We start from the raw sequence: 19,537 nt of genomic DNA, 5'->3' as shown, positions 1-19,537 counted from the left end.
TCCCGCGGCTGCGACCAGAACGGACATCCGCCGCCGCCCTGGTCCGCGGCGGCGCGTTGATGGCGTAGGACCGGCCCTGCACGGATCGCGCGATTCGTGTATCGTACAGCAGGATGGTGGATGGACGGGGTTCGGACGGACCTGAACCGGAGAGAAACCATGGCGACGCATCCCGCCCGAAGAGGGTGGAGCTACGCGGAATTCCGACAGTTGCCGGACGACGGCAACCGGTACGAGGTCATTGACGGAGATCTCTACGTGACGCCTGCCCCGCGCACCATCCACCAGAAGGTTTCGGTACGGCTCGCCGGAGCACTCGAGCGCCATGCGGAGGAGCACGGGCTGGGTGTCGTGCTGAGCGCGCCCTGTGACGTGATCTTTGGCGAGGACGATTACCTGCAGCCCGACATCGTCTTCATCCGCCGCGAGCGCGACGGCATCGTCACCGACGTCGGGGTGGAGGGCGCCCCGGACCTGGTGGTGGAGATCGCGTCGCCCGCCACCGCCGTGCGCGACCGCGGCATCAAGCGGCACCAGTACGCGGCCCATGGCGTCCCGGAATACTGGATCATCGACACCGACGCTCGCGCGGTGGAGCGGTACCGCCTGATCGACGGAGAGCTTCGTCCGGTGGAGACCGTGACCGGCACGCTGGAGTGGCAGCCCGCGCCGGGCTCGGCCGAGTTCGCCATCGACGTCGCGCACCTTACCCGGCCGGCAACGGACTACTCGCCGCCGCGCTGATGCCGCAGTTTGCGGGATGAATTAGAACGTCACGTCATAGATCATCCGTTCCCGAACACCGATCCCCGTGCAATGAGCGTCCTGGCCGAACCCCGCACCATCCGCGCGCCGCGCGGGAACGAGCTTTCCTGCCGCGGATGGCAGCAGGAGGCCGCGCTGCGCATGCTGATGAACAACCTGGACCCCGACGTGGCCGAGCGCCCCGAGGACCTGGTGGTGTACGGCGGCACGGGGCGCGCCGCGCGGTCGTGGGAGGCGTTCGACGCCATGGTGGCCACGCTGCGCACCCTGGCGGACGACGAAACCATGCTGGTGCAGTCCGGCAAGCCGGTGGGCGTGTTCCGCACGCATCCGCACGCGCCCCGGGTGCTGATCGCCAACAGCAACCTGGTGCCGCGCTGGGCCACCTGGGACGTGTTTCGCGAACTGGAGCGCCAGGGGCTCACCATGTACGGCCAGATGACGGCCGGCTCGTGGATCTACATCGGCACGCAGGGCATTCTGCAGGGCACGTTTGAAACGTTCGGCGCGGTGGCCCGTCAGCGCTTTGGCGGCAGCCTGCGCGGCACGTGGACGCTCACCGGCGGCATGGGCGGCATGGGCGGCGCGCAGCCGCTGGCGGTTACGATGAACGAGGGCGCCGTCCTGTGCGTGGACGTGGACCCCAGGCGCATCGAGCGCCGGGTGCAGACGCGCTACTGCGACCGCATGACGCACTCGCTGGACGAGGCGCTGCGGTGGATGGACGAGGCGCGGAAGTCCGGTGCAGCGCTCTCCGTGGGCCTGGTGGGCAACTGCGCCGAGGTGCTGCCGGAACTGGTGCGGCGCGGCGTGACGCCCAACGTGCTGACGGACCAGACCAGCGCCCACGACGCGCTGAACGGCTACGTCCCCGCCGGCCTCTCGCTCGAAGAAGCCGACGCGCTGCGCACCGCCGACCCCGCGGAGTACCAGCGGCGCTCCATGTCGTCCATGCGCGCCCACTGCGAGGCGATGGTGCAGATGCAGGAGCGCGGCGCCGTCACCTTTGACTACGGGAACAACCTGCGCGGCCAGGCGCGCGACGCCGGCTACGACGACGCGTTCGCGTTCCCGGGCTTCGTGCCCGCCTACGTGCGCCCGCTCTTCTGCGAGGGGAAGGGCCCGTTCCGCTGGGTGGCGCTTTCCGGCGACCCGGCGGACATCCACCGCACCGACCGGCTGGTGCTGGAGCTGTTTCCGCACGACGAGCACCTGCGCCGCTGGATCACCCAGGCGCAGGACAGGGTGGAGTTCCAGGGGCTGCCCTCGCGCATCTGCTGGCTGGGGCAGGGGGAGCGCGCGCGGATGGGCGTGGCCATCAACGACCTGGTGGCGTCGGGCGAGATCAGCGCGCCCGTCGTCATCGGCCGCGACCACCTGGACACGGGCTCCGTCGCCTCGCCCTTCCGCGAAACGGAGGCGATGCGCGACGGCAGCGACGCCATTGCCGACTGGGCGATCCTGAACGCGCTGGTGAACGTGGCGAGCGGCGCGTCGTGGGTGTCGTTCCACCACGGCGGCGGGGTGGGGATCGGCAACTCGCTGCACGCGGGGCAGGTGATTGTCGCGGATGGCACGCCGGAAATGCGCGAGCGGCTGCAGCGCGTGCTGACCAACGATCCCGGGATGGGCGTGATCCGCCACGCGGACGCGGGATACGAGACGGCGATCGAGACGGCGGAGGCGCAGGGAATCCGCATTCCCATGCGCGAAGGCCGCGCGGGCTGAGCCGCGCCAGCCGCCGCCGCACCTGTCCGTGCGGCGGCGGCTGAAACGTTGGGGGCCGGACCGTCGTATCTCCCGCCATGCCCTCCGCGCACACATGATTTTCCGCCGATCCCCGTTTTCCGCGGCCGCCGCGTGCGCGCTGCTCTGCGCCGCGCCGGCCTGCTCGCCCGTGGTGACGCACGGCCCGCGCGTGGACCCCGGCTTGACGGCGTACGCCACGGGCGGCGGCACGCTGGCCCTGTGCGACAGCACGGTCTGCGCGACGGAGCTGATTCCGCAGCTGGGGGCCGGGCTGCGCTACGGCCGCCCCGCGGACGAGCGGAGGATGGGGTGGAGTCTGGGCGTCACCGCGTCGCTCTCGGTTGTCTCGTCGGACATGGACCTGTACGCGCAGCTCCCGCGGCGGCCGGGCGGAGTGGACGCGGGCGCCGGCGTGCTGCTGGGCGGCGCGTACACCATGCCCTACCTGCAGGCCGGGCGCATCGACGAGGGCGGCTCCGGCCTCTACACCACGCAGGGGCTGGCCATCATGTCGCCGCGTCCCGGGAGCGCGCAGTTCATGGGCGGAAACGGCAACGACCCCGTGGACGCCAGGCCGGTGTACTGGGCGCCCACCGTCGCCTACCGCGGTCGCCTGCGGGACGGCGCCATGAGCCTCTACCTGTCCGGCGCGTTCGGGCAGACGACGTACACGGAACCCGCCACGGACGGCACGGGCGGGCGCCGCCGTACGGAGCCGGTGCGCGCCCTGATGCTGGGCGTGACCGCCGAACGCACCATCCATCGCCCCCGGTACCGCGTGCCGTTCACGCCGCCGCCCACACCCGCGCCCCGTCCGCCCGGCGCTCCGCCGGTCCCTCCGCTTCCCTGACCGCTCCGCACGTGGAACTCAAGATCGACCGTCTCCGCAAGACGTACCCCAACGGCGTGCACGCCCTGCGCGACGTGAGCCTCACCATCGTCCCCGGCATGTTCGGCCTGCTGGGGCCCAACGGCGCGGGAAAGAGCACGCTGATGCGCATCCTGGCCACGCTGCAGGAGGCGGACGGCGGCGCGGTGACGCTGGGCGACATCGACGTGCTGCGCGACAAGGAATCCGTGCGGCGCACCCTGGGCTACCTGCCCCAGGAGTTCGGGCTGTATCCCAAGTCCACCGCGGCGGAGCTGCTGGACCACTTTGCCCTGCTCAAGGGCGTTGTGAGCGCCCGCGAGCGGCGGGAAACGGTGCGCTCGCTGCTGGAGCAGACCAACCTGTGGGACGCCCGCGACCAGCGGCTGGGCGGATTCTCAGGCGGAATGCGGCAGCGGTTCGGGATCGCGGTGGCGCTCATCGGCAACCCGCGGCTCATCATCGTGGACGAGCCCACGGCGGGGCTGGACCCGGCGGAGCGCGTGCGCTTTCTGAACCTGCTGAGCGCGCTGGGCGAGAACGCGGTCGTGCTCCTTTCCACGCACATCGTGGAGGACGTGAGCGACCTGTGCCAGCGCATGGCTGTCATTCAGGGCGGGCGCATCCTGCTGGAGGCGGTGCCCGCCGAAGCCGTGCGCGCGCTGCATGGACGGGTGTGGCGCCGCGAGGTGCCGCGCGACGAGCTCGCCGCGTTCGAGCAGGCGCATCAGGTGATCTCCACCACGCTGCTGGGCGGCGAAACGGTGGTGCACGTGGTCGCCGACGCCGCGCCCGACGGCACGTTCCAGCGCGTGCAGCCGGACCTGAAGGACGTGTACTTCACGCTGATGCGCGGGCTGAGCCTGCATCGCGAGCAGTCCGCACCCGTGGAACTGCACGTCGCCCCCCCGTCCGCCGAGTTCGAGCGGATCGCGCCGCACACGCCGGCCGCCGCCCCGGCGCCGCTCGCCGCGGACGCCGCCGCCGACCCCTGGGCAGCCTTCCGCCGCCGCCCGGAGGATGACGCGCCGCGTATGGCCGATTCGGCGCCGATCGTCGATGCCGCTCCGCCGGTCGCCAGTCCGGCACCGCACGCGGATGCCGCTCCGCAACGTGACGACGCCGCGCCGGTCATCGATCCCGCGCCGGTCATCGATCCCGCGCCGGTCATCGACTCCGCGCCGCAGATCGACCCTGCACCGACCCGCGAATCTGCTCCGCAGGCGCAACCGGGCGCGGCTGATGTGCGGGCGTCCATCCATCCCCCGGCGACGGGAAACTCGCCGTCCACCATCCCGCCGCGGATGGATGAGGACCGGGCCGCTGTCCATCCGCCGCGCGTTGCGGACGATCAGAATCCGCCAGCGTCGGGCATGGTTCCGCCGATGATCGATGAGGATCGCGCCGCTGTTCATCCGCCCCGCGACGATCAGGATCCGCCAGCGCCGGGCATGGCTGCGCCGCGGATGGATGAGGATCGTGCCGCTGTCCATCCGCCGCGCGTTGCGGACGATCAGAATCCGCTAGCGCCGGGCATGGTTCCGCTGATGATCGATGAGGATCGCGCCGCTGTTCATCCGCCGCGCGACGATCAGAATCCGCCAGCGCCGCGCACCGAATCCGCACCGGAGCTTCCGTTCTTTCCGCCGGTGGACCGGTCCGTCATCCATCCGCACTCGCCGGACAACCCGGCGCGGCGCGGGGACGAGGGCGCGGAATGATGTCCGTGCTGCTTCGCCTGGCGGCGTTTGAACTGCGCCACCAGGGCCGGCGCATCTCCACCTGGGTGTACTTCGCCGTCTTCTTCGCGCTCGCGTTCGTGATGATGGCCGCGACCGCCGGCGCGTGGGACTCGTTTGAGCTGGGCGCGGCGGTGGTGAAGGCCAACTCGCCGGCCAGCATTGCCGGGATCATGGCCGTGCTCGCCATCGTGGGCGTGCCCGTGGCCGCGGGGCTGGCGGGGCGGGCCGCGTTCCGCGACTTCGAAACCGGCATCCACCCGCTGTTCTTTACCACGCCCACCAGCAAGGGGGCCTACCTGGGCGGCCGCTACCTGGGCTCGGTGGCGGCCAACCTGCTGGTGATGCTCAGCCTGCCGCTGGGGATGGCCACGGCCACGGTAATGCCGTTCGTGGAGGCCGGGCGCATCGGCAGCTACGGGCCGATGGCGTACGTCATCCCGTTCGTGCTCTTCGTGATCCCCGACGTGCTGCTGGCGTCGGCGCTCTTCCTGGGGCTGGCCGCGCTCACCCGCCGTTTTGCCGCGGTGCAGGCGGGCGGGCTGGCGCTGCTGGTGGCGTGGAGCGTGGCGGCGGTGTTTGCCGCCGCGCTGGACTTCAGCTGGTGGACGCAGCTGATGGACCCGTTCGGGTGGGCGCCGCTCCGCTGGTCGCTGCGCTACTGGAGCGTGGACGAGCGCAACACGCTGGCGCTGCCGCTGACCGCGTCGCTGCTGCGCAACCGCGCGCTCTGGCTGGCGCTGACGGGCGCCGGGCTGGCGTGGGCCGTACACCGGTTCCGCTTTGCGCAGTTCGTGCGCGAAGAGGGCGGGGCGCCCCCGCCGCCCCCCACCGAGGCGCCCTCGCTCTCGGCCGTGCTGCGCATTCCGCGCCCCGTCCGCTCGTTCAGCCCCGGCGCGCGTGCGCGGCAGGTGGCGGCGGCCGCGCACGCGGGCTTTCTGCGCATCGTGCGCGGGCCGTGGTTCTGGATCCTGGCCAGCCTGTGCATCCTCTTCATGCTGCTCATGTCCACGGAGCTGGGCAGCCTGTACGGCACGCAGACCTTTCCCGTCACCTACCAGGTGGTGGACCTGCTGGGGACCAGCTTCGCGCTCTTTCTGGTCATCATCGTGGCCGTGTACGCGGGCGAGCTGGTGTGGGAAGAGCGCGAGGTGCGCGTGGCCGGGATCTACGACAGCATGCCCATTCCCAACTGGGTGCCGCTGGCGGGAAAGGCCATCGCGCTCACCGGAATGATCGCCGTGCTGATGACGGCCGCCATGGTGTGCGGCATGCTCATCCAGACGGTGCAGGGCTACTTTCGCTACGAGCCGGGGCTGTACCTCAAGGAGCTGTTCGGGCTGGGGCTGAGCGGCTACGTGCTGCTCATCGTGCTGGCCATGACGATCCACACGCTGGCCAACCACAAGTACGTGGGGCACCTGGCCGTCATCCTCTTCTTTGTGCTGGCGCCCTTTGCCGTGACTGCGGGGCTCTCGCACAACCTGTTCATCTACGGAGGCACGCCCACCACGTTCTACTCCGACATGAACGGGTACGGGCACACGGTCCGGGCCTGGGCGTGGTACATGGCGTTCTGGGCGCTGGCGGCGGCGCTGCTTCTGCTGATGGCCCACCTGTTCTGGGTGCGCGGGCAGGAGACCAGCCGCGACTGGCGCATGCGGCTGGCCCGCGGTCGCGCCACCCGCCCCGTGCTGGCCACCGCGCTCGCCGTGCTGGCGCTGATGACGGCCACGGGCGGCTGGATCGTGCACAACACGGTGACGCTGAACGAGTGGACGCCGGAGGAGGACGCCGCACGCATTCAGGCGCAGTACGAAAAGGACTACCGCAAGTACCTGTCGCTTCCGCAGCCGCGCATCACCGATGTCAAGCTGAACGTGGACCTGTACCCGGAGCGCCGCAGCATGCGCATCCGTGGCGTGTACCGGCTGGTGAACCGCTCCGGGCGGCCGGTGGACCAGATTCACGTGGACCTCACCAGCAGCCTGCGGGTGGAGCGCATGCAGTTGGGCGTTCCGGCCCGGCAGTTCATCGACGACGACGAGAAGGGGTACCACGCGTTTCGCCTGGCGCGCCCGCTGGCGCCCGGGGACAGCACGGAACTGCGCTTTCAGGTGTCGTACCTGGCGCGCGGGTTCGAGGACGAACCCTCGTTCTTTCCCGTGGTGGAAAACGGGACCTTCTTTTCCAACGAGTGGGTGCCCGGCATCGGCTACAACGAGCAAGGGGAGCTGGCTGACGAGCAGGCGCGCGACCGGTACGGTCTCCCGGAGCGGCCGCGGGCGCGCCCCATCAACGACGCGGCGGGCGTTGCGCGCAACGCCATTTCGCGCGACGCGGACTGGATCAACTTCGCGGCTACTTTGTCTACTTCCGGCGACCAGACGGCCATCGCGCCGGGGCGGCTGGTGCGCGAGTGGCGCAAGGGCGGGCGGCGCTTCTTTGAGTACCGCATGGACGTGCCGATGCTCTCGTTCTACTCCATCCAGTCCGCCCGCTACGCCGTACAGCGCGATCGGTGGCGCGACGTGCAGATCGAGGTGTTCCATCACCCCGGGCACGAGTACAACGTGGCGCGGATGATCCGGGCCATCCAGAAGTCGCTGGACTACTACACGGCGCAGTTCGGCCCGTACCAGCACAAGCAGATCCGCATCGTGGAGTTCCCCCGCTACGCCGACTTCGCGCAGAGTTTTGCGGGGACGGTGCCGTACAGCGAGGGGATCGGCTTCATTGCCGACGTGGGCGACGACGACATCGACTACCCGTTCTTTGTCACGGCGCACGAGGTGGGGCACCAGTGGTGGGGGCACCAGGCCGTCCCCGCCGACGTGCAGGGCGCGGCCATGCTGAGCGAAACGCTGGCCGAGTACAGCGCGCTGATGGTGATGGAAAAGGAGTTCGGCCGCGAAAAGATCGGCCGCTTTCTGCGCTTCGAGCTGGATGGGTACCTCAAGGGGCGCAGCGAGGAGCGGCGGGCGGAAATGCCGCTGGCCCTGGTGGAGAACCAGCAGTACATCCACTACAACAAGGGCGCGCTGGCCATGTACGCCCTGCGCGACTACCTGGGCGAGCAGCGGGTGAACGGGGCGGTGCGCGCGTACCTGGAGGAGACCCGCGGCAAGGCGGCGCCGTACCCCACCTCCGCCGCCCTGGTGCGCCAGCTGCGCGCGGCCACGCCGGATTCGCTGGCGTACCTGGTGGACGACCTGTTCAGCACCATCACGCTGTGGGACCTGCAGGCGGTTTCCGCGCGGTCCACGGCGGTGCGGGGCGGGGGCTTCGACGTGGACCTGGTGGTGACCGCCGCCAAGGTGCGCGCCGACGGGCTGGGGCGCAGCCAGCCGGTGCAGATCGGGGACTGGATCGACGTCGGCGTGTTCGGGGCGAATGAGGACACGCCCATCTACCTGCGCAAGTTCCGCTTCGACGGCCAGCCGCGCCGCTTTCGCATCCGGGTGAACGAGCGGCCCACGCGCGCGGGGATCGATCCGCTGCACAAGCTGATTGACCGCGACGTGGCGGACAACGTGAAGGAACTGGCCGGCTCGCGCCCCGCCGTGGGCACGATGTACCGGGCGCGTCCCGCGGACACGGCGGGCGCCGCCCCGCCGCGCGTGGACTCGGCGCGCAGCGGCACCGTCCGGCGCGCCCCGGCGGCGCGCCGCGACACCGTTGCGCGACCCGCCGCGCGTCGGGACAGCGCGGCGCGTCCGTGACGGAGAAGGAGAGCCTGGCGCCGGGCGGAGGAGAGCAGCGCGCCGCCCGGCGCCGGCTGCCGCTGCGGGGCGAACTGGCGCTCGCCGCCCTGCCGACCGCCACCGTGCTGCTGGTGCTGCTGCTGGTGCAGATGCTTACGGAGCAGCGCCTGCTCTTTGCCTCGCTGGCGTCCAGCGCGTTTCTGATCTACATGGACCCGGAGCACGGCACCAACCGCGTGCGCACCCTGCTGATCGCGCAGATGAGCGCGGCGTCGCTGGGGCTGGCGGGGTTTCTGGCGTTCGGGCCGGGGTACCCGGCCGCCGCGCTGGCCATGACCGCCACCATTCTGCTGATGATCGTCACGGACGCGGTGCATCCGCCGGCGGTGTCGACGGCGCTGAGCTTTTCGCTGCGGGCGGGGCCGGAGAGCAACCTGGCGCTGTTCGCGCTGGCGGTGGGGATCACGGCGGTGCTGGTGGTTCTGCAGCGCGCGGCGGTGTGGACGCTGGCCCGGCACGCCGCGCGGCGCTAGACTGTGGACAGGCCTTAGATCCGGTTGCGGCGTTCCGCTCGTACTACGGGCAGCCGCGCCGACGATCCCCGCTCCTGAGAAAGACATGGATTCACCGTCTCCCGGTCTCGCGCCCGTTCCCGGGTACAACCTCCATCCCCCGGCGGAGGGCGATGCCCGCGCCGCGCTGCAGCGGGTGTTCGGCCCGGAGCGCGGCGAGCAGCGCTGGGCCGAGGCCTGCGCCGCCGCCGGTCTGCCCGTGGGCCGCGTGGAGCCCGCGCAGCTTGAGCGCGCGGTGCAGACGCTGGGCGCGCAGGGCGGCGCCTGCACCGCCATTGCACGCAGCATTGAAATCCGCATGCGGACCTACGCACGGCTCGCCGGCAAGCCCGCCCTGACCGCAGGAGTGCGGGAATGAACCATCCTGATCCTTTGTTCAACGCGGAGCGCCTCCAGGAGATCACCGACCTGGACCTGCTTTCGCCCGACGTCGATCCCATCATGAAGGAGATCGCGTCCGAGGCCGCGGAACGGCTGGGAATGCCGGTTTCGCTGGTGAGCGTGGTGCTGGACGAGGCGCTGCACGTGGCGGGCTCGCACGGCATCGACGGGCTGTGGCTGGGCGAAACGCGCGGGCACCCCGTGGAGTGGTCGTTCTGCGCCACCTCCGTGCGCTCGCGCGAGGCGTTCGTGGTGGAGAGCGCGACGGAGCATCCGTATCACCAGACCAATCCGCTGGTTACGCTGGATGGCGTGCGCTGCTACGCCGGGGTGCCGCTGATCTCGTCGCGCGGGCACGTGCTGGGCAACCTGTGCGTCGTGGGCCTGGAGGAGCGCACGTTCACGGAAGATGAACTGCAGATCCTGCGCGGGCTCGCCGCGGAGGCCGTTCGCCGGCTCGAGGCGCGCGCGGCGGTCTGAGGTGTGTTGGCCGGTGCCGTTGACTGCGTCTCACGCGGAGGCGGAGGTGCGCGGGGGGAACTGCAAGAGATTGAGTCTCTAACAGAGGCACAGAGACACAGAGGGAAAGGAACGGAGGGAGATCTGTTGGCCGGCCGTTCCTATTCCCGAATCCCTGAAGTTCCCCGCGACCTCCGCGTCCCCGAAAAAACGAACCGCCGCTCCCCCATCGGGAGCGGCGGTTTGTTCTTCATATGCGGATGGCGCGGATCAGCGCGCCAGTGCGATGCACTCCGGCGCGCGGGCGTGCTGCTCTTGGCGCGGCGTCTCGGTTTGGGAAGCGGGATGATACGCGACGGCGACAGCGCAGGTCTGCGTGGGCGCCGCCGTCTTTGCTCCCGCCAGCGCCTCCGCCGAAACCACGTTGCCGGCCACGAAGATGCCCAGGCAGATGGCGAGAGGGATCAGGTCGCGGGTACGCATCGGGACAACTCCAGTGCTGAGGCCAGCCCGGCGCGCTGTCGCGCCGAACGTGCCCCAATCTACGCAGCACCCCCGACTCGCGGATGGGCCAAATGACCTATACGCCAGGCGTGACTTTCATCCCGTGAGCAGGGTGCGGAGTTCCAGCGCGTTGGCGGCTGCGGCGCCGGACGCGGTGTTGTCGAAGATGCACCACGCCTGCCGCCCCGCATCCACTTCCGCACGGAGGCGTGCGGCGAGGCTCGCGAGGAAGTCGGATGCGTACGATGAGTAGTAGATGCGGGGTGATCCGTGCAGGCGATCGTACGCGATGCGCCCCCACGGGCCGGGATGCGCTGCGGCGGGGACGCGCGCCGGATCCGCGCCCACACGCCCGACGCCCGCATCCGCCAGGAGCGCGTCGGCTTCGGCGGTGAACCAGGTCTCGTGGCGCGGCTCGCAGACCACGGACACGGCGGTGCGCGCCCGCAGCCCGGCGAAGAACGCGCCCGCCACCTCCGCGTTCAGCCGCAGGCTCGGCGGAAGCTGCACGAGCAGGCAGGCCAGCTTTTCACCAAGCCCGCCGATCTCGGCCAGAAACGCGTCCAGCAGGTCGTCCGTGTCGACGAGCTTCTGCGTGTGCGTGATGGCCTTGGGCAGCTTGGCGGAGAAACGGAAATCCTCGGGAACGCTGTGCGCCCACTTCGCGTACGTCGACGGGCGATGCGGACGATGGAACGAGGAGTTGATCTCCGCCACGCCGAACACCCGCGAATAACGCTGGAGATGTGTGCCCTCCGCGGGGAACTGGTCCTGCACCTCGCGCGGCAGCGACCACCCCGCGCACCCGATCAGCACGCCCGGAACGATGGATTCCGGCGCTGCGGACGGCTTCTCGGGACGCGCATCAGGGGAAGGCATGCGGCGGGTCCATGCATTGGCGGTGCCGGGAAGAACGGTACGAGAGTACGAAAGTGATAAGAGGAACGCCGCCCGGCGCATGGCGTCGGGCGGCGTTCTGTTCTCGTACTTTCGATGTTTCGCGCTGTGCTTCCGCACTGCGGCCCTTGGTTCTGTACTCTCGTACTCTCGTACTTTCGTACTGCTGTTCCCCTACTGCTCGTCCGGCCGCAGAAACCGATCCAGCTCCTCGCCGCGCCTCTCGGCGTCCTCTTCGCCCAGCGCCATCAGCCGCTTGGCGTAATCGTCCTGGAACATGATCATGCTCAGCACGTCGGGGCTGGAGGTCTGCCGCGTGCCCAGGCCGCGCGTCATCAATCGAAAGGCGCGGGGCAGGCGCGGCTCGTAGTTCGCCGCCAGCTTCGCCAGGTCGCGCGACGGCCGCATCACCATCAACTCCACCGGGCGCATCCCGTCCCGGTACTCCGGCGGCACGCGCTGCACGATGCGGTTGATGCGCTCCATCCGCGCCACGTCCTGGTCCACCATCTCCAGAAAGATGGCGTCCATCAGCTGGCCGATCACCTGCGCCGGCGGAGGATAGCCCCGCACGTCCGCGTGGTTCGCCTCGTCGCGCGTGCGGTCGTAGCGCGTGCTGACGGCCAGAATGCGCCGCGCGCCCAGGTGCAGGGCGGGGGAGAGCGGCGCCGTGAGCTTGATGCCGCCGTCGCCGTACCAGTGCGGCCCGATTTGCACCGCGGGAAAGAAGAGGGGGAGCGCCGCGGAGGCCATGATGTGGTCCACCGTGAGCCGGCAGCTGCGGCTGGTGCGCCCCGGCCGCTCCCACGTCTCAATGTCGCGCCCCTGCACCCACACCACCGACTGCCCGGTGTTGTAGTCCGTGGTGCTGATGCTGGTGGCCTTGAGCGTGCCGCGGTGCAGGTTGTAATCGATCCCCGTCAGCTCGCCGTTCACGGGGGCGAGGGCTTCTTCCAGAAATCCCCGCAGCGGTGACGTGTCCACCAGCCCGCGCGCGTGGCTCTGCCCGAAGCCGCCGGAAGTGAGGCGGACGCCCCAGCGCCCGATGTTGGCCGCCAGCGAGCGCACGTCCACGCGAAAGATGCGCTCCGGCATGAGCTCCGACCACAGCCCCGCCAGCTCCGTCACCGCCTGCTGAAACGTGCCGTGGTGCTGCGCCAGCAGCGCAGTGTTGATGGCCCCCGCCGACACCCCGCAGAGGATGGGGATCTGCAGGTCCGGATACGCGCGAGCCAGGTAGCGCAGCATCCCCACCTGGTAGGCGCCGCGCGCGCCGCCCCCGGTAAGCACCATGGCCAGCTCCCCGTGGTCCGTGGTGGCGCCCGCCGGCGCGAACTCGCGCCCGGCCTGCGACCGGAACCCGTCCGGATAACGCGGCTGCCCGTCCGTCACGCCACGCCTCCCGTCTGCCGCGTGCAAGGGCTCATCGGCGCTCGAACACCACGCGTCCGCCCACGACCGTCATCACCGGCGCGGCCTTCAGGATGTCCGCTTCGGGGATGGCCAGCAGGTCGCGGTCCCACACTACCAGGTCACCCAGCATGCCCGGGCGCAGCGTGCCCTTGCGCGCCTCCTGCCACTCGCCGATGGCCGACGCCGCCGTGTACAGGCGGATGGCCTCCTCGCGCGTCAGCCGCTGCGAGGGGAGCCAGCCGCCCGGGGGCACGCCCGGCTCTTCGCGGCTCTGGCGGGTAACGGCGGAGTAGATGCCCTCCACCGGCGGCATGGGCTCCACCGGAAAGTCGGTGCCGAAGATGACCGTCGCGCCCGCGTTCAGTAGCGAGCGCCAGGCGTACGCGCCCTCCTCCGCCCGCGCGTGGCCGATGCGCGTTTCCGCCCAGCGCATGTCGCTGGTGGCGTGCGTGGGCTGCATGCTGGCGATGACGCCCAGCTGGCGGAAGCGGGGGATGTCGGCCCGGTCCAGCACCTGTGCGTGCTCAATGCGGTGGCGGCGCGGATGCGCGGGGTTCACCCGGGACGCGTTCTCAAACGCGTCCAGCGCCTGCCGGTTGGCCGCGTCGCCGATGGCGTGAAGGATTACCTGCAGCCCCGCCGCGTCGGCCGCGGTTACCAGCGAGTCCAGCTGCGCGACGGTGTACTGCGGCAGCCCGCGCACCCTGTGGTCGTCGGCGAACGGCTCCAGCATGTACGCGGTGCGCGAGCCCAGCGTGCCGTCCGTGTACCCCTTCACCATCCCCAGCCGCAGCCACTCGTCCCCCGTGGGCGCGGTGATCCGCCGCGCGCGCAGGGAGTCGATCACCGCCTTCTGCAGCGGAAACCATCCGTAGATGCGCACCGTGAGCGAGTCCGCGTCGCGCAGGGCCTGGTAGACCGCCACGTCGGTGGGGTTCACGTCGCTCTGCACACTGGTGACTCCCGTGCGCGCGGCCAGCTCCATCGCGGCCAGGATGCCGCGGCGCGCCTGCGCGGGGGTGGGTTCGGGAACAAAGCGGCCCACCAGCCCTTCCGCCGATTCCTTGAGGATGCCCGTCGCCTCGCCGGTGCGGGGATCGCGGACGACCTCGCCGCCGGACGGGTTGGCCGTCTGCCGGTTGATCCCGGCGATGCGCAGCGCGGCCGTGTTGGCCCACGAGGTGTGGCCGTCCACGCGGGACAGAAGGACGGGGTTGTTGGGCGCCGCGCGGTCCAGCGGCGCGGTGGTGGGCCACCCGCCCGGCCCCAGTTCGGATGCGGGGAGGCGCGTCTGGTCCCACCCGCGGCCGAGGATCCACTCGCCGGGGGCGGCCTGCGCGGCGGCGGCTGCCACGCGGCGCTCGATCTCCGCCGTCGTGGTGGCGCCCTGCAGCGTGACCTGCAGCAGGTTCTGCCCGCCGGAGCCGAAGTGCACGTGCGCGTCGTTGAAGCCCGGCGTCACCAGCCGCCCCTGCAGGTTCACCGTGCGCGTCTGCGGCCCGGCGAGCGCCCGGATCTGCGCGTCCGTGCCCACCGCCAGCACGGTGCCCCCGCGCAGGGCGATGGCCTGCGCCACCGTGTTGGCGCTGTCGGCCAGAAACACGCGGCCGCCCACCAGCACCATGTCGGCCTGTTCGCCGGCGCGGGGCTGCGGCCACCCCGGCGAGCGCGCGCGCTGCGATTCCGGGTCCTGGGGTGCGGGCCCGTGCAGCACCGGCGGGCGCGGCTGCGCGCAGGCCGAGAGCGCACACAATGCGAGCAGGAGGGAGCGGCTGCGCGGCGTCATCGCGGAGTGTCGGTGGGGGGATGCTGTTCCGGAGATCCGCACATCATACCGCCCCCGCCGCCGCGTGACAAACACCTGAGCACGACAGGAGCGTTGCGCGGCCGGAACCACGTCGTTATCCTCTGTCCACGTTGTTCACTTGCTCGGATCGGGGACGTACATTCAGGAGCCGCCACGGATTGAGCGGTGTTGCGTTTATTTCGAATGTGCTTACATTCGAGGTGTCGCAGACCACTCCATGCGGGAGCAGCACCATGATGATCGCAGCCAAGAACGTCGGTGCCCCGGTACGGCCCAGCGCTGACGACGTCGACCTCGCCAAACGCAGCGCCTCGGCGCTCCGGCGTATCACCCGGCCCGACGGTGCCGTTACGCTCATTCTTTCTCGCGATCAGGGGTCCGAGCAGGTCACGATCCCCGAAATCGCGTTTCAGATGCTCGAGCAGATTCTCGGCGAGTTCGCGCAGGGACACGCGGTGGCGCTCGCTCCGGTCGACCGTCAGGTCACCACCCAGGAAGGGGCTGACATCCTGAACGTGTCACGCCCCCATCTGGTCAAGTTGCTTGAAGCAGGCGAGATCCGGTTCACCAGGGTGGGCACGCACCGCCGCATCCGCCTTGCCGATCTGCTGGAGTACAAGGCCCGCATGGACGCCGACGCCGACCGCGCCGCGCGTGAACTTGTGGAACTCAGCCAGGAAATGGGGCTCTACGACTGATGAACGCCGCGGCGGTCCGTGCCGTACTGGATGCCACTGTGCTCTATGCGGCCGCGCCGCGCGACCTCTTCATCCACGTCGCTCGCGAGGGGCTCCTGCTGCCGCACTGGTCGGAGCACATTCACGCGGAGTGGACGAGAAATCTGCTCCGGAACCGGCCTGACCTCGATCCAGCCAGGCTGAATCGCACGGTTCGATTGATGGAGGCCGCCGTTCCAGGCGCTCTGGTGGAGGGCTACGAACGGCGAATCGCTACGCTGCACCTGCCCGACCCGGGCGACCGCCACGTCCTGGCCGTCGCGGTCCATAGTGGCGCATCAACCATCGTCACGTTCAATCAGCGGGATTTCCCGGCACACTGCACCGAGCCGTTGGGCGTGCGTGTCACAGGCCCTGACGAGTTCGCATCGGAGCTGATCGCCGACAACCCCGAACGGTTCTGCGTGGCAGCCGCACGGCATCGGGCCGCGTTGCGCCGCCCGCCCGCGACGGTTCCGGAGTACCTGGACAACCTCCGTTCGGCGGGGCTGGTTCAGACGGCGCTGGGGCTGGCGTGCGCGGTGGCTACCCGGGAGGGCACGCTGTAGCCATCAGATTACGAGAGGAAATCAGAACGCCGCCCGGGCATGGAGCCGGGGCGGCGTTTCTGTGATTCCGCGGGGCGCGTCAGGAGGCGGGCTGACGGTACTGCGGATCGTTGTACATCTTGAACTGGCGGTACACCTTGGGCACAACGCGGCCGGAGGCGATGTCCGTCAGCAGCGTGCTGAGCTCCTGGGCCAGGTCGTCGCGCTGCATGCGCATGACCTCCAGCCGCCCGTTGCACCGCTCCACGAACTCCGGCGCCGCGTCCGGCCGCTCGGCCTGCTCGCGCATGTGGTAGATCTTGAGCTCAATGATGCTGAGCTTGTCCACCAGCGAGCCGACCGTTTCAGCCACGGGCGCCTCCGCCGGCGGCGCGCACGGCATCCATCACGGCCTCGTCGATGCGCTCGATGAGGTCGTTGCGCTTCTGGTTCAGCTTGTCGACCGCGCGCTTGGCGGCGGCCACCTGGTGGTCATCATCCACGCGCGCTTTGTCTTCCTCGTGCCAGAGCTCGATGTTGGTCTCGGCGAGGCGCGCGATCAGCGTTCCGATGGTTTCGTTCATTCCGGCCTTCCGGTGGTGCGGGCGGGTGCTGCGCCGCCGTGACAGTGCGCCGCGAATGTACACGGACGGCGCATGCCGCGCCACTCCGCCCCGAATTGCGGCACGCGCCGCGGCCCGGCTATCTTGCGCGCCGTTTTTCGCCCGTCCACCCGTGCCCCGCCTCCGTTGTCCGCCGTTCGCCTTCCGCCCCGCGCGCGCGTCCTGATCGTAATGATGAGCGCCGTGGGCGACACCGTTCACGTGCTCCCCGTCGTTACGGCGCTCAAGCGCCACGATCCCGGCATCCAGATCACCTGGGTGCTGCAGCCCGGCCCGGCGTCGCTGGTGCGCGGGCATCCGGACGTGGACGAGATCATCCTGTTCGAGCGGCGGGCGGGGTGGCGCGCGTTCACCGGCATCCGCAGGCAGCTCGGGGGGCGAAAGTTCGACGTCGTCATCAACCTGCAGGTGTACGCCAAGGCCAGCATGGTGACGGCCCTGGCCTCCGCGCCCGTGAAGCTGGGGTTCGACCGCGCGCGCGCGCGTGACTGGAACTGGCTGGTGACGACCAACAAGATCCCGCCGCGTGGACAGCGGCACGTGCAGGACCAGTACTTCGAGTTCCTGGACGTGCTGGGCGTGCCGCATGAGCCGGTGACGTGGAACCTGGGCCCGTGGGAGCACGAGCGTGATGCGCAGCGCGCCTTTCTGGCCCGCCTGGACCGGCCCGCCGCGTCGCTGGTGATCGGCACCACGCGCGAGGAAAAGGACTGGGTGCCGGAGCGCTGGGCCGAGCTGGCCGATGCGCTGTACGAGCGGTTCGGGCTGCAGCCGGTGCTCGTTGGCGGGCGCTCCGAGCGGGAGCTGGCCACGGAACGCGTGATCCTGGAGCGAGCGCGGCACCCGGTCGTTTCCACGCTGGGCGTGCCGCTGCGCGAACTGGTGGGGATCTTTGATGCTTCCGACCTCGTGGTGGCGCTGGATACGGGGCCCATGCACATCGCCACCGCGCTCAACACGCCGACGGTGGCGCTGATCGGATACTACAATCCCAAGCGCATCGGCCCGTACCGCCGCTTTTACGATCTGCTGGTGGATGCGTACGGAGACCCCGGCGAGGATTATCCCATCACGCCGGAGAAGCGCCCGGGCCGCACGAGGACGATCACCGTTGACCAGGTGCTGGAAAAGGTCGCCGTGTGGGATCGGAAGTACCGCGGGCGTGCTCGGATGGCAAATCTGTAGCAGCGCGGATTCCGCCATCGAGATGAGGACAAGCTCGCAGGAGAATCGGATGAAGCCTGAGTATCGTTATGAAGTGATCATCCGCTGGAGTGACGAGGATCAGGCGTTTGTAGCCGAGGTCCCGGAGCTTCCCGGTTGCGCCGCGGATGGGGCAACCCACGCGGAGGCGATCTCCCACGTAGAGGTCGTCATCCGCGAGTGGATTGAAACGGCCGAGGACCTGGGTCGCCCCGTTACTCAGCGCAAGGGACGTCTGCTCTACGCGTAAGCCTCCGCCTGAGCTTGCAGCCCATCTTCAGGGCAGCCGCAGGCAATGCCGCGGCTGCCTTCTCACGAATCAAAAGGACGGTGCGCCGGGCACCGTGCGCCGTCCCGTAGCTGTCCGCGTTCGGACCGGCTCCATGCGGGCCCGGGCTTCTACGGCCGGTTCATGCGGAGGACGCGTGGGTGGCGGGGTACGCGGGGAGGCCGGTCGCCCTCTGCCATGGTACGCGGCGCGCGCATTCCGTTCTCCCGCTGGTTTGATGAACGGCTCACCAGCTCGCCTGGAGGGCCGAGCGCTCAGCCGACAGACTCGGACCGGCTTCGAAGCCACGCGGCTACCTGCTCCTCTGAATACCGTCCCTCCACCAGTCCGATGACGGCATGGTATGCTTCCGGTTCCGGAGCTGTGAGCCGCAATCCATTCAGTTGAAGGAACGTTGCGGCGGACGCGAATGCCACTCGCTTGTTTCCGTCGACATAGCCGTGGTTCTTTACCAACCCTGCGAGATACGCCGCGGCCAGCGCGGGCAGGTCGGACTCCGGCACGTAGGCCAGACGGTTCTGTGGACGAGCCAGCGCCGCCTCGATCAGGTCCTCGCCCCCTTGCCGCACACCCGGTGCTCCGCCGTGCTCCTGGAGCATCTCCGAGTGGATTACGTCAATGATGAGCCGGGAGAGCCAACGAGGTTCCGGCATCGGCTCACTCGGCCAGTTTCTTCAATGTGTTCCGGTACTGGCGCCGTACTTCCTCGAACGCCTGCATCGCGTCGTCAAAGTCGGGATCGTAGGGCGTAAGCAGAACTCCGCGGTCAGTCTCAATCGCGTAGACCTTGTCCCCTGCCGCGACGTGAAGACGATCGGCCATGTCCTTGGGAAGCGTCGCCGTAACGGAGCCCCCCGCCTGGCGTAGAACAATCTCGCGAACCATGGTGCCTCCTGAGATGAGAGCCGGCACGTACGGTAGCACGATTGTGCTACCCGCGCAACGTGCCGAATCTCTGCGTCGATCAGCGGCGCTGTCGCGACCGACGCGGCGTGCGGGATACACGGGGAACTCGGCGGGTCCTGCAATGACGGAGCAAGGGCAACGCAGTCGCCGGTGATTTGGTGGAACAGAATTGCAGACGGCACTTCCACCCCGCGTCCACGGTGGCTAGATTCGGCGGTTGTTCCGCGACCGCCTGATGCGGCCGTCGGCGCCCGACCACGCGAGCCCTGCGCGCCTTGATCGTCGTACACGCCTTCTGGTCGGTTCACGGGCTTCGCGTCTGGGCCGAGAGCTCCGCCAAGCGGCCCTCCGCGCGCGGCAAGGCGCCCGCGGAAGGCGCGTCCACGCCGCGCCT

General features: G+C 69.8%; 20 protein-coding genes. 12 read left to right on the top strand and 8 right to left on the bottom strand.

Annotated elements, in window-relative coordinates:
* The first annotated feature begins 159 nt into the window (after window positions 1–159).
* The 8 genes from VF665_RS24660 to VF665_RS24625 all read left to right on the top strand — a co-directional run bounded on the left by VF665_RS24660 (window position 160) and on the right by VF665_RS24625 (window position 10,258).
* Window positions 160–744 carry a Uma2 family endonuclease gene (locus VF665_RS24660; RefSeq protein WP_331056152.1) on the top strand — a complete coding sequence of 195 codons (585 nt, stop codon included), beginning with the start codon at window positions 160–162 and terminating at the stop codon, window positions 742–744.
* Window positions 745–816: 72 nt separating this feature from the next.
* The gene (gene hutU / locus VF665_RS24655) at window positions 817–2,493 is read left to right on the top strand and encodes a urocanate hydratase (RefSeq protein ID WP_331056151.1); all 1,677 of its coding nucleotides are present in this window, start codon (window positions 817–819) and stop codon (window positions 2,491–2,493) included.
* 94 nt (window positions 2,494–2,587) lie between these two features.
* Window positions 2,588–3,364 carry a hypothetical protein gene (locus VF665_RS24650; protein WP_331056150.1) on the top strand — a complete coding sequence of 259 codons (777 nt, stop codon included), beginning with the start codon at window positions 2,588–2,590 and terminating at the stop codon, window positions 3,362–3,364.
* Between the two features lie 11 nt (window positions 3,365–3,375).
* Window positions 3,376–5,103 (top strand): ATP-binding cassette domain-containing protein, encoded by a 1,728-nt coding sequence (locus VF665_RS26060; RefSeq protein ID WP_331056149.1) that lies wholly within the window; start codon window positions 3,376–3,378, stop codon window positions 5,101–5,103.
* A complete protein-coding gene (locus VF665_RS24640) occupies window positions 5,103–8,843 on the top strand; it encodes an ABC transporter permease/M1 family aminopeptidase (RefSeq protein ID WP_331056148.1) in 3,741 nt (1,246 codons plus the stop codon). The genes VF665_RS26060 and VF665_RS24640 overlap by 1 nt, the downstream gene beginning before the upstream one ends.
* Window positions 8,840–9,358 carry an HPP family protein gene (locus VF665_RS24635; protein ID WP_331056147.1) on the top strand — a complete coding sequence of 173 codons (519 nt, stop codon included), beginning with the start codon at window positions 8,840–8,842 and terminating at the stop codon, window positions 9,356–9,358. The genes VF665_RS24640 and VF665_RS24635 overlap by 4 nt, the downstream gene beginning before the upstream one ends.
* An 85-nt stretch (window positions 9,359–9,443) precedes the next feature.
* Entirely contained in the window at window positions 9,444–9,755 is a 312-nt protein-coding gene (locus VF665_RS24630) for a hypothetical protein (protein WP_331056146.1), read from the top strand.
* Window positions 9,752–10,258 (top strand): GAF domain-containing protein, encoded by a 507-nt coding sequence (locus VF665_RS24625; protein ID WP_331056145.1) that lies wholly within the window; start codon window positions 9,752–9,754, stop codon window positions 10,256–10,258. The genes VF665_RS24630 and VF665_RS24625 overlap by 4 nt, the downstream gene beginning before the upstream one ends.
* A gap of 249 nt (window positions 10,259–10,507) precedes the next feature.
* Here VF665_RS24625 and VF665_RS24620 read toward each other — a convergent pair whose 3' ends face one another.
* From VF665_RS24620 to VF665_RS24605, 4 genes are all read right to left on the bottom strand, one after another.
* A complete protein-coding gene (locus VF665_RS24620) occupies window positions 10,508–10,720 on the bottom strand; it encodes a hypothetical protein (RefSeq protein ID WP_331056144.1) in 213 nt (70 codons plus the stop codon).
* A 117-nt stretch (window positions 10,721–10,837) separates the two neighbouring features.
* Entirely contained in the window at window positions 10,838–11,620 is a 783-nt protein-coding gene (locus tag VF665_RS24615; protein WP_331056143.1) for a DUF72 domain-containing protein, read from the bottom strand.
* Window positions 11,621–11,812: 192 nt separating this feature from the next.
* A complete protein-coding gene (locus tag VF665_RS24610; protein ID WP_331056142.1) occupies window positions 11,813–13,030 on the bottom strand; it encodes a patatin-like phospholipase family protein in 1,218 nt (405 codons plus the stop codon).
* Between the two features lie 31 nt (window positions 13,031–13,061).
* Window positions 13,062–14,837, bottom strand: coding sequence for an amidohydrolase (locus VF665_RS24605; RefSeq protein ID WP_331056141.1), 1,776 nt, complete (start codon window positions 14,835–14,837; stop codon window positions 13,062–13,064).
* Between the two features lie 254 nt (window positions 14,838–15,091).
* Between VF665_RS24605 and VF665_RS24600 the strand changes: the two genes are divergently transcribed.
* Complete coding sequence (locus VF665_RS24600; protein WP_331056140.1) at window positions 15,092–15,556, top strand: helix-turn-helix domain-containing protein; 465 nt, start codon at window positions 15,092–15,094, stop codon at window positions 15,554–15,556.
* Window positions 15,556–16,143: a PIN domain-containing protein gene (locus VF665_RS24595; RefSeq protein ID WP_331056139.1), complete on the top strand. Its 588-nt coding sequence runs from the start codon at window positions 15,556–15,558 to the stop codon at window positions 16,141–16,143. Before VF665_RS24600 ends, VF665_RS24595 begins: the two co-directional genes overlap by 1 nt.
* A gap of 79 nt (window positions 16,144–16,222) precedes the next feature.
* On the opposite strand, the gene VF665_RS24590 is transcribed toward VF665_RS24595, so the two are convergent.
* Both VF665_RS24590 and VF665_RS24585 read right to left on the bottom strand, forming a co-directional pair.
* A complete protein-coding gene (locus tag VF665_RS24590; RefSeq protein WP_331056138.1) occupies window positions 16,223–16,495 on the bottom strand; it encodes a DUF4254 domain-containing protein in 273 nt (90 codons plus the stop codon).
* Entirely contained in the window at window positions 16,488–16,706 is a 219-nt protein-coding gene (locus tag VF665_RS24585) for a DUF4254 domain-containing protein (RefSeq protein WP_331056137.1), read from the bottom strand. The genes VF665_RS24590 and VF665_RS24585 overlap by 8 nt, the downstream gene beginning before the upstream one ends.
* 165 nt (window positions 16,707–16,871) lie before the next feature.
* Between VF665_RS24585 and VF665_RS24580 the strand changes: the two genes are divergently transcribed.
* Both VF665_RS24580 and VF665_RS24575 read left to right on the top strand, forming a co-directional pair.
* Window positions 16,872–17,930, top strand: coding sequence for a glycosyltransferase family 9 protein (locus VF665_RS24580; protein ID WP_331056136.1), 1,059 nt, complete (start codon window positions 16,872–16,874; stop codon window positions 17,928–17,930).
* Window positions 17,931–17,979: 49 nt separating this feature from the next.
* Window positions 17,980–18,198 (top strand): type II toxin-antitoxin system HicB family antitoxin, encoded by a 219-nt coding sequence (locus VF665_RS24575; RefSeq protein ID WP_331056135.1) that lies wholly within the window; start codon window positions 17,980–17,982, stop codon window positions 18,196–18,198.
* 293 nt (window positions 18,199–18,491) lie between these two features.
* On the opposite strand, the gene VF665_RS24570 is transcribed toward VF665_RS24575, so the two are convergent.
* Window positions 18,492–18,890, bottom strand: coding sequence for a type II toxin-antitoxin system death-on-curing family toxin (locus tag VF665_RS24570; protein ID WP_331056134.1), 399 nt, complete (start codon window positions 18,888–18,890; stop codon window positions 18,492–18,494).
* Between the two features lie 4 nt (window positions 18,891–18,894).
* Window positions 18,895–19,122, bottom strand: a complete 228-nt coding sequence (locus VF665_RS24565) for an AbrB/MazE/SpoVT family DNA-binding domain-containing protein (RefSeq protein WP_331056133.1) — start codon at window positions 19,120–19,122, stop codon at window positions 18,895–18,897.
* Between the last annotated feature and the right edge of the window lie 415 nt (window positions 19,123–19,537).

Source organism: Longimicrobium sp., from assembly GCF_036387355.1.
Classification (GTDB): Bacteria; Gemmatimonadota; Gemmatimonadetes; order Longimicrobiales; family Longimicrobiaceae; genus Longimicrobium.
Note: the sequence above shows the minus strand (reverse complement) of the source record. Positions and strands in the feature narration are given on the sequence as shown.

Excerpts from the sequence above, each read along its gene's own strand:
- VF665_RS24660 (WP_331056152.1), top strand. The coding sequence starts at position 160 with ATGGCGACGCATCCCGCCCGAAGAGGGTGGAGCTACGCGGAATTCCGA.
- hutU (WP_331056151.1), top strand. The coding sequence starts at position 817 with ATGAGCGTCCTGGCCGAACCCCGCACCATCCGCGCGCCGCGCGGGAAC.
- VF665_RS24650 (WP_331056150.1), top strand. The coding sequence starts at position 2,588 with ATGATTTTCCGCCGATCCCCGTTTTCCGCGGCCGCCGCGTGCGCGCTG.
- VF665_RS24640 (WP_331056148.1), top strand. The coding sequence starts at position 5,103 with ATGTCCGTGCTGCTTCGCCTGGCGGCGTTTGAACTGCGCCACCAGGGC.
- VF665_RS24630 (WP_331056146.1), top strand. The coding sequence starts at position 9,444 with ATGGATTCACCGTCTCCCGGTCTCGCGCCCGTTCCCGGGTACAACCTC.
- VF665_RS24625 (WP_331056145.1), top strand. The coding sequence starts at position 9,752 with ATGAACCATCCTGATCCTTTGTTCAACGCGGAGCGCCTCCAGGAGATC.
- VF665_RS24620 (WP_331056144.1), bottom strand. The coding sequence starts at position 10,720 with ATGCGTACCCGCGACCTGATCCCTCTCGCCATCTGCCTGGGCATCTTC.
- VF665_RS24615 (WP_331056143.1), bottom strand. The coding sequence starts at position 11,620 with ATGCCTTCCCCTGATGCGCGTCCCGAGAAGCCGTCCGCAGCGCCGGAA.
- VF665_RS24605 (WP_331056141.1), bottom strand. The coding sequence starts at position 14,837 with ATGACGCCGCGCAGCCGCTCCCTCCTGCTCGCATTGTGTGCGCTCTCG.
- VF665_RS24600 (WP_331056140.1), top strand. The coding sequence starts at position 15,092 with ATGATGATCGCAGCCAAGAACGTCGGTGCCCCGGTACGGCCCAGCGCT.
- VF665_RS24595 (WP_331056139.1), top strand. The coding sequence starts at position 15,556 with ATGAACGCCGCGGCGGTCCGTGCCGTACTGGATGCCACTGTGCTCTAT.
- VF665_RS24585 (WP_331056137.1), bottom strand. The coding sequence starts at position 16,706 with ATGAACGAAACCATCGGAACGCTGATCGCGCGCCTCGCCGAGACCAAC.
- VF665_RS24575 (WP_331056135.1), top strand. The coding sequence starts at position 17,980 with ATGAAGCCTGAGTATCGTTATGAAGTGATCATCCGCTGGAGTGACGAG.
- VF665_RS24570 (WP_331056134.1), bottom strand. The coding sequence starts at position 18,890 with ATGCCGGAACCTCGTTGGCTCTCCCGGCTCATCATTGACGTAATCCAC.
- VF665_RS24565 (WP_331056133.1), bottom strand. The coding sequence starts at position 19,122 with ATGGTTCGCGAGATTGTTCTACGCCAGGCGGGGGGCTCCGTTACGGCG.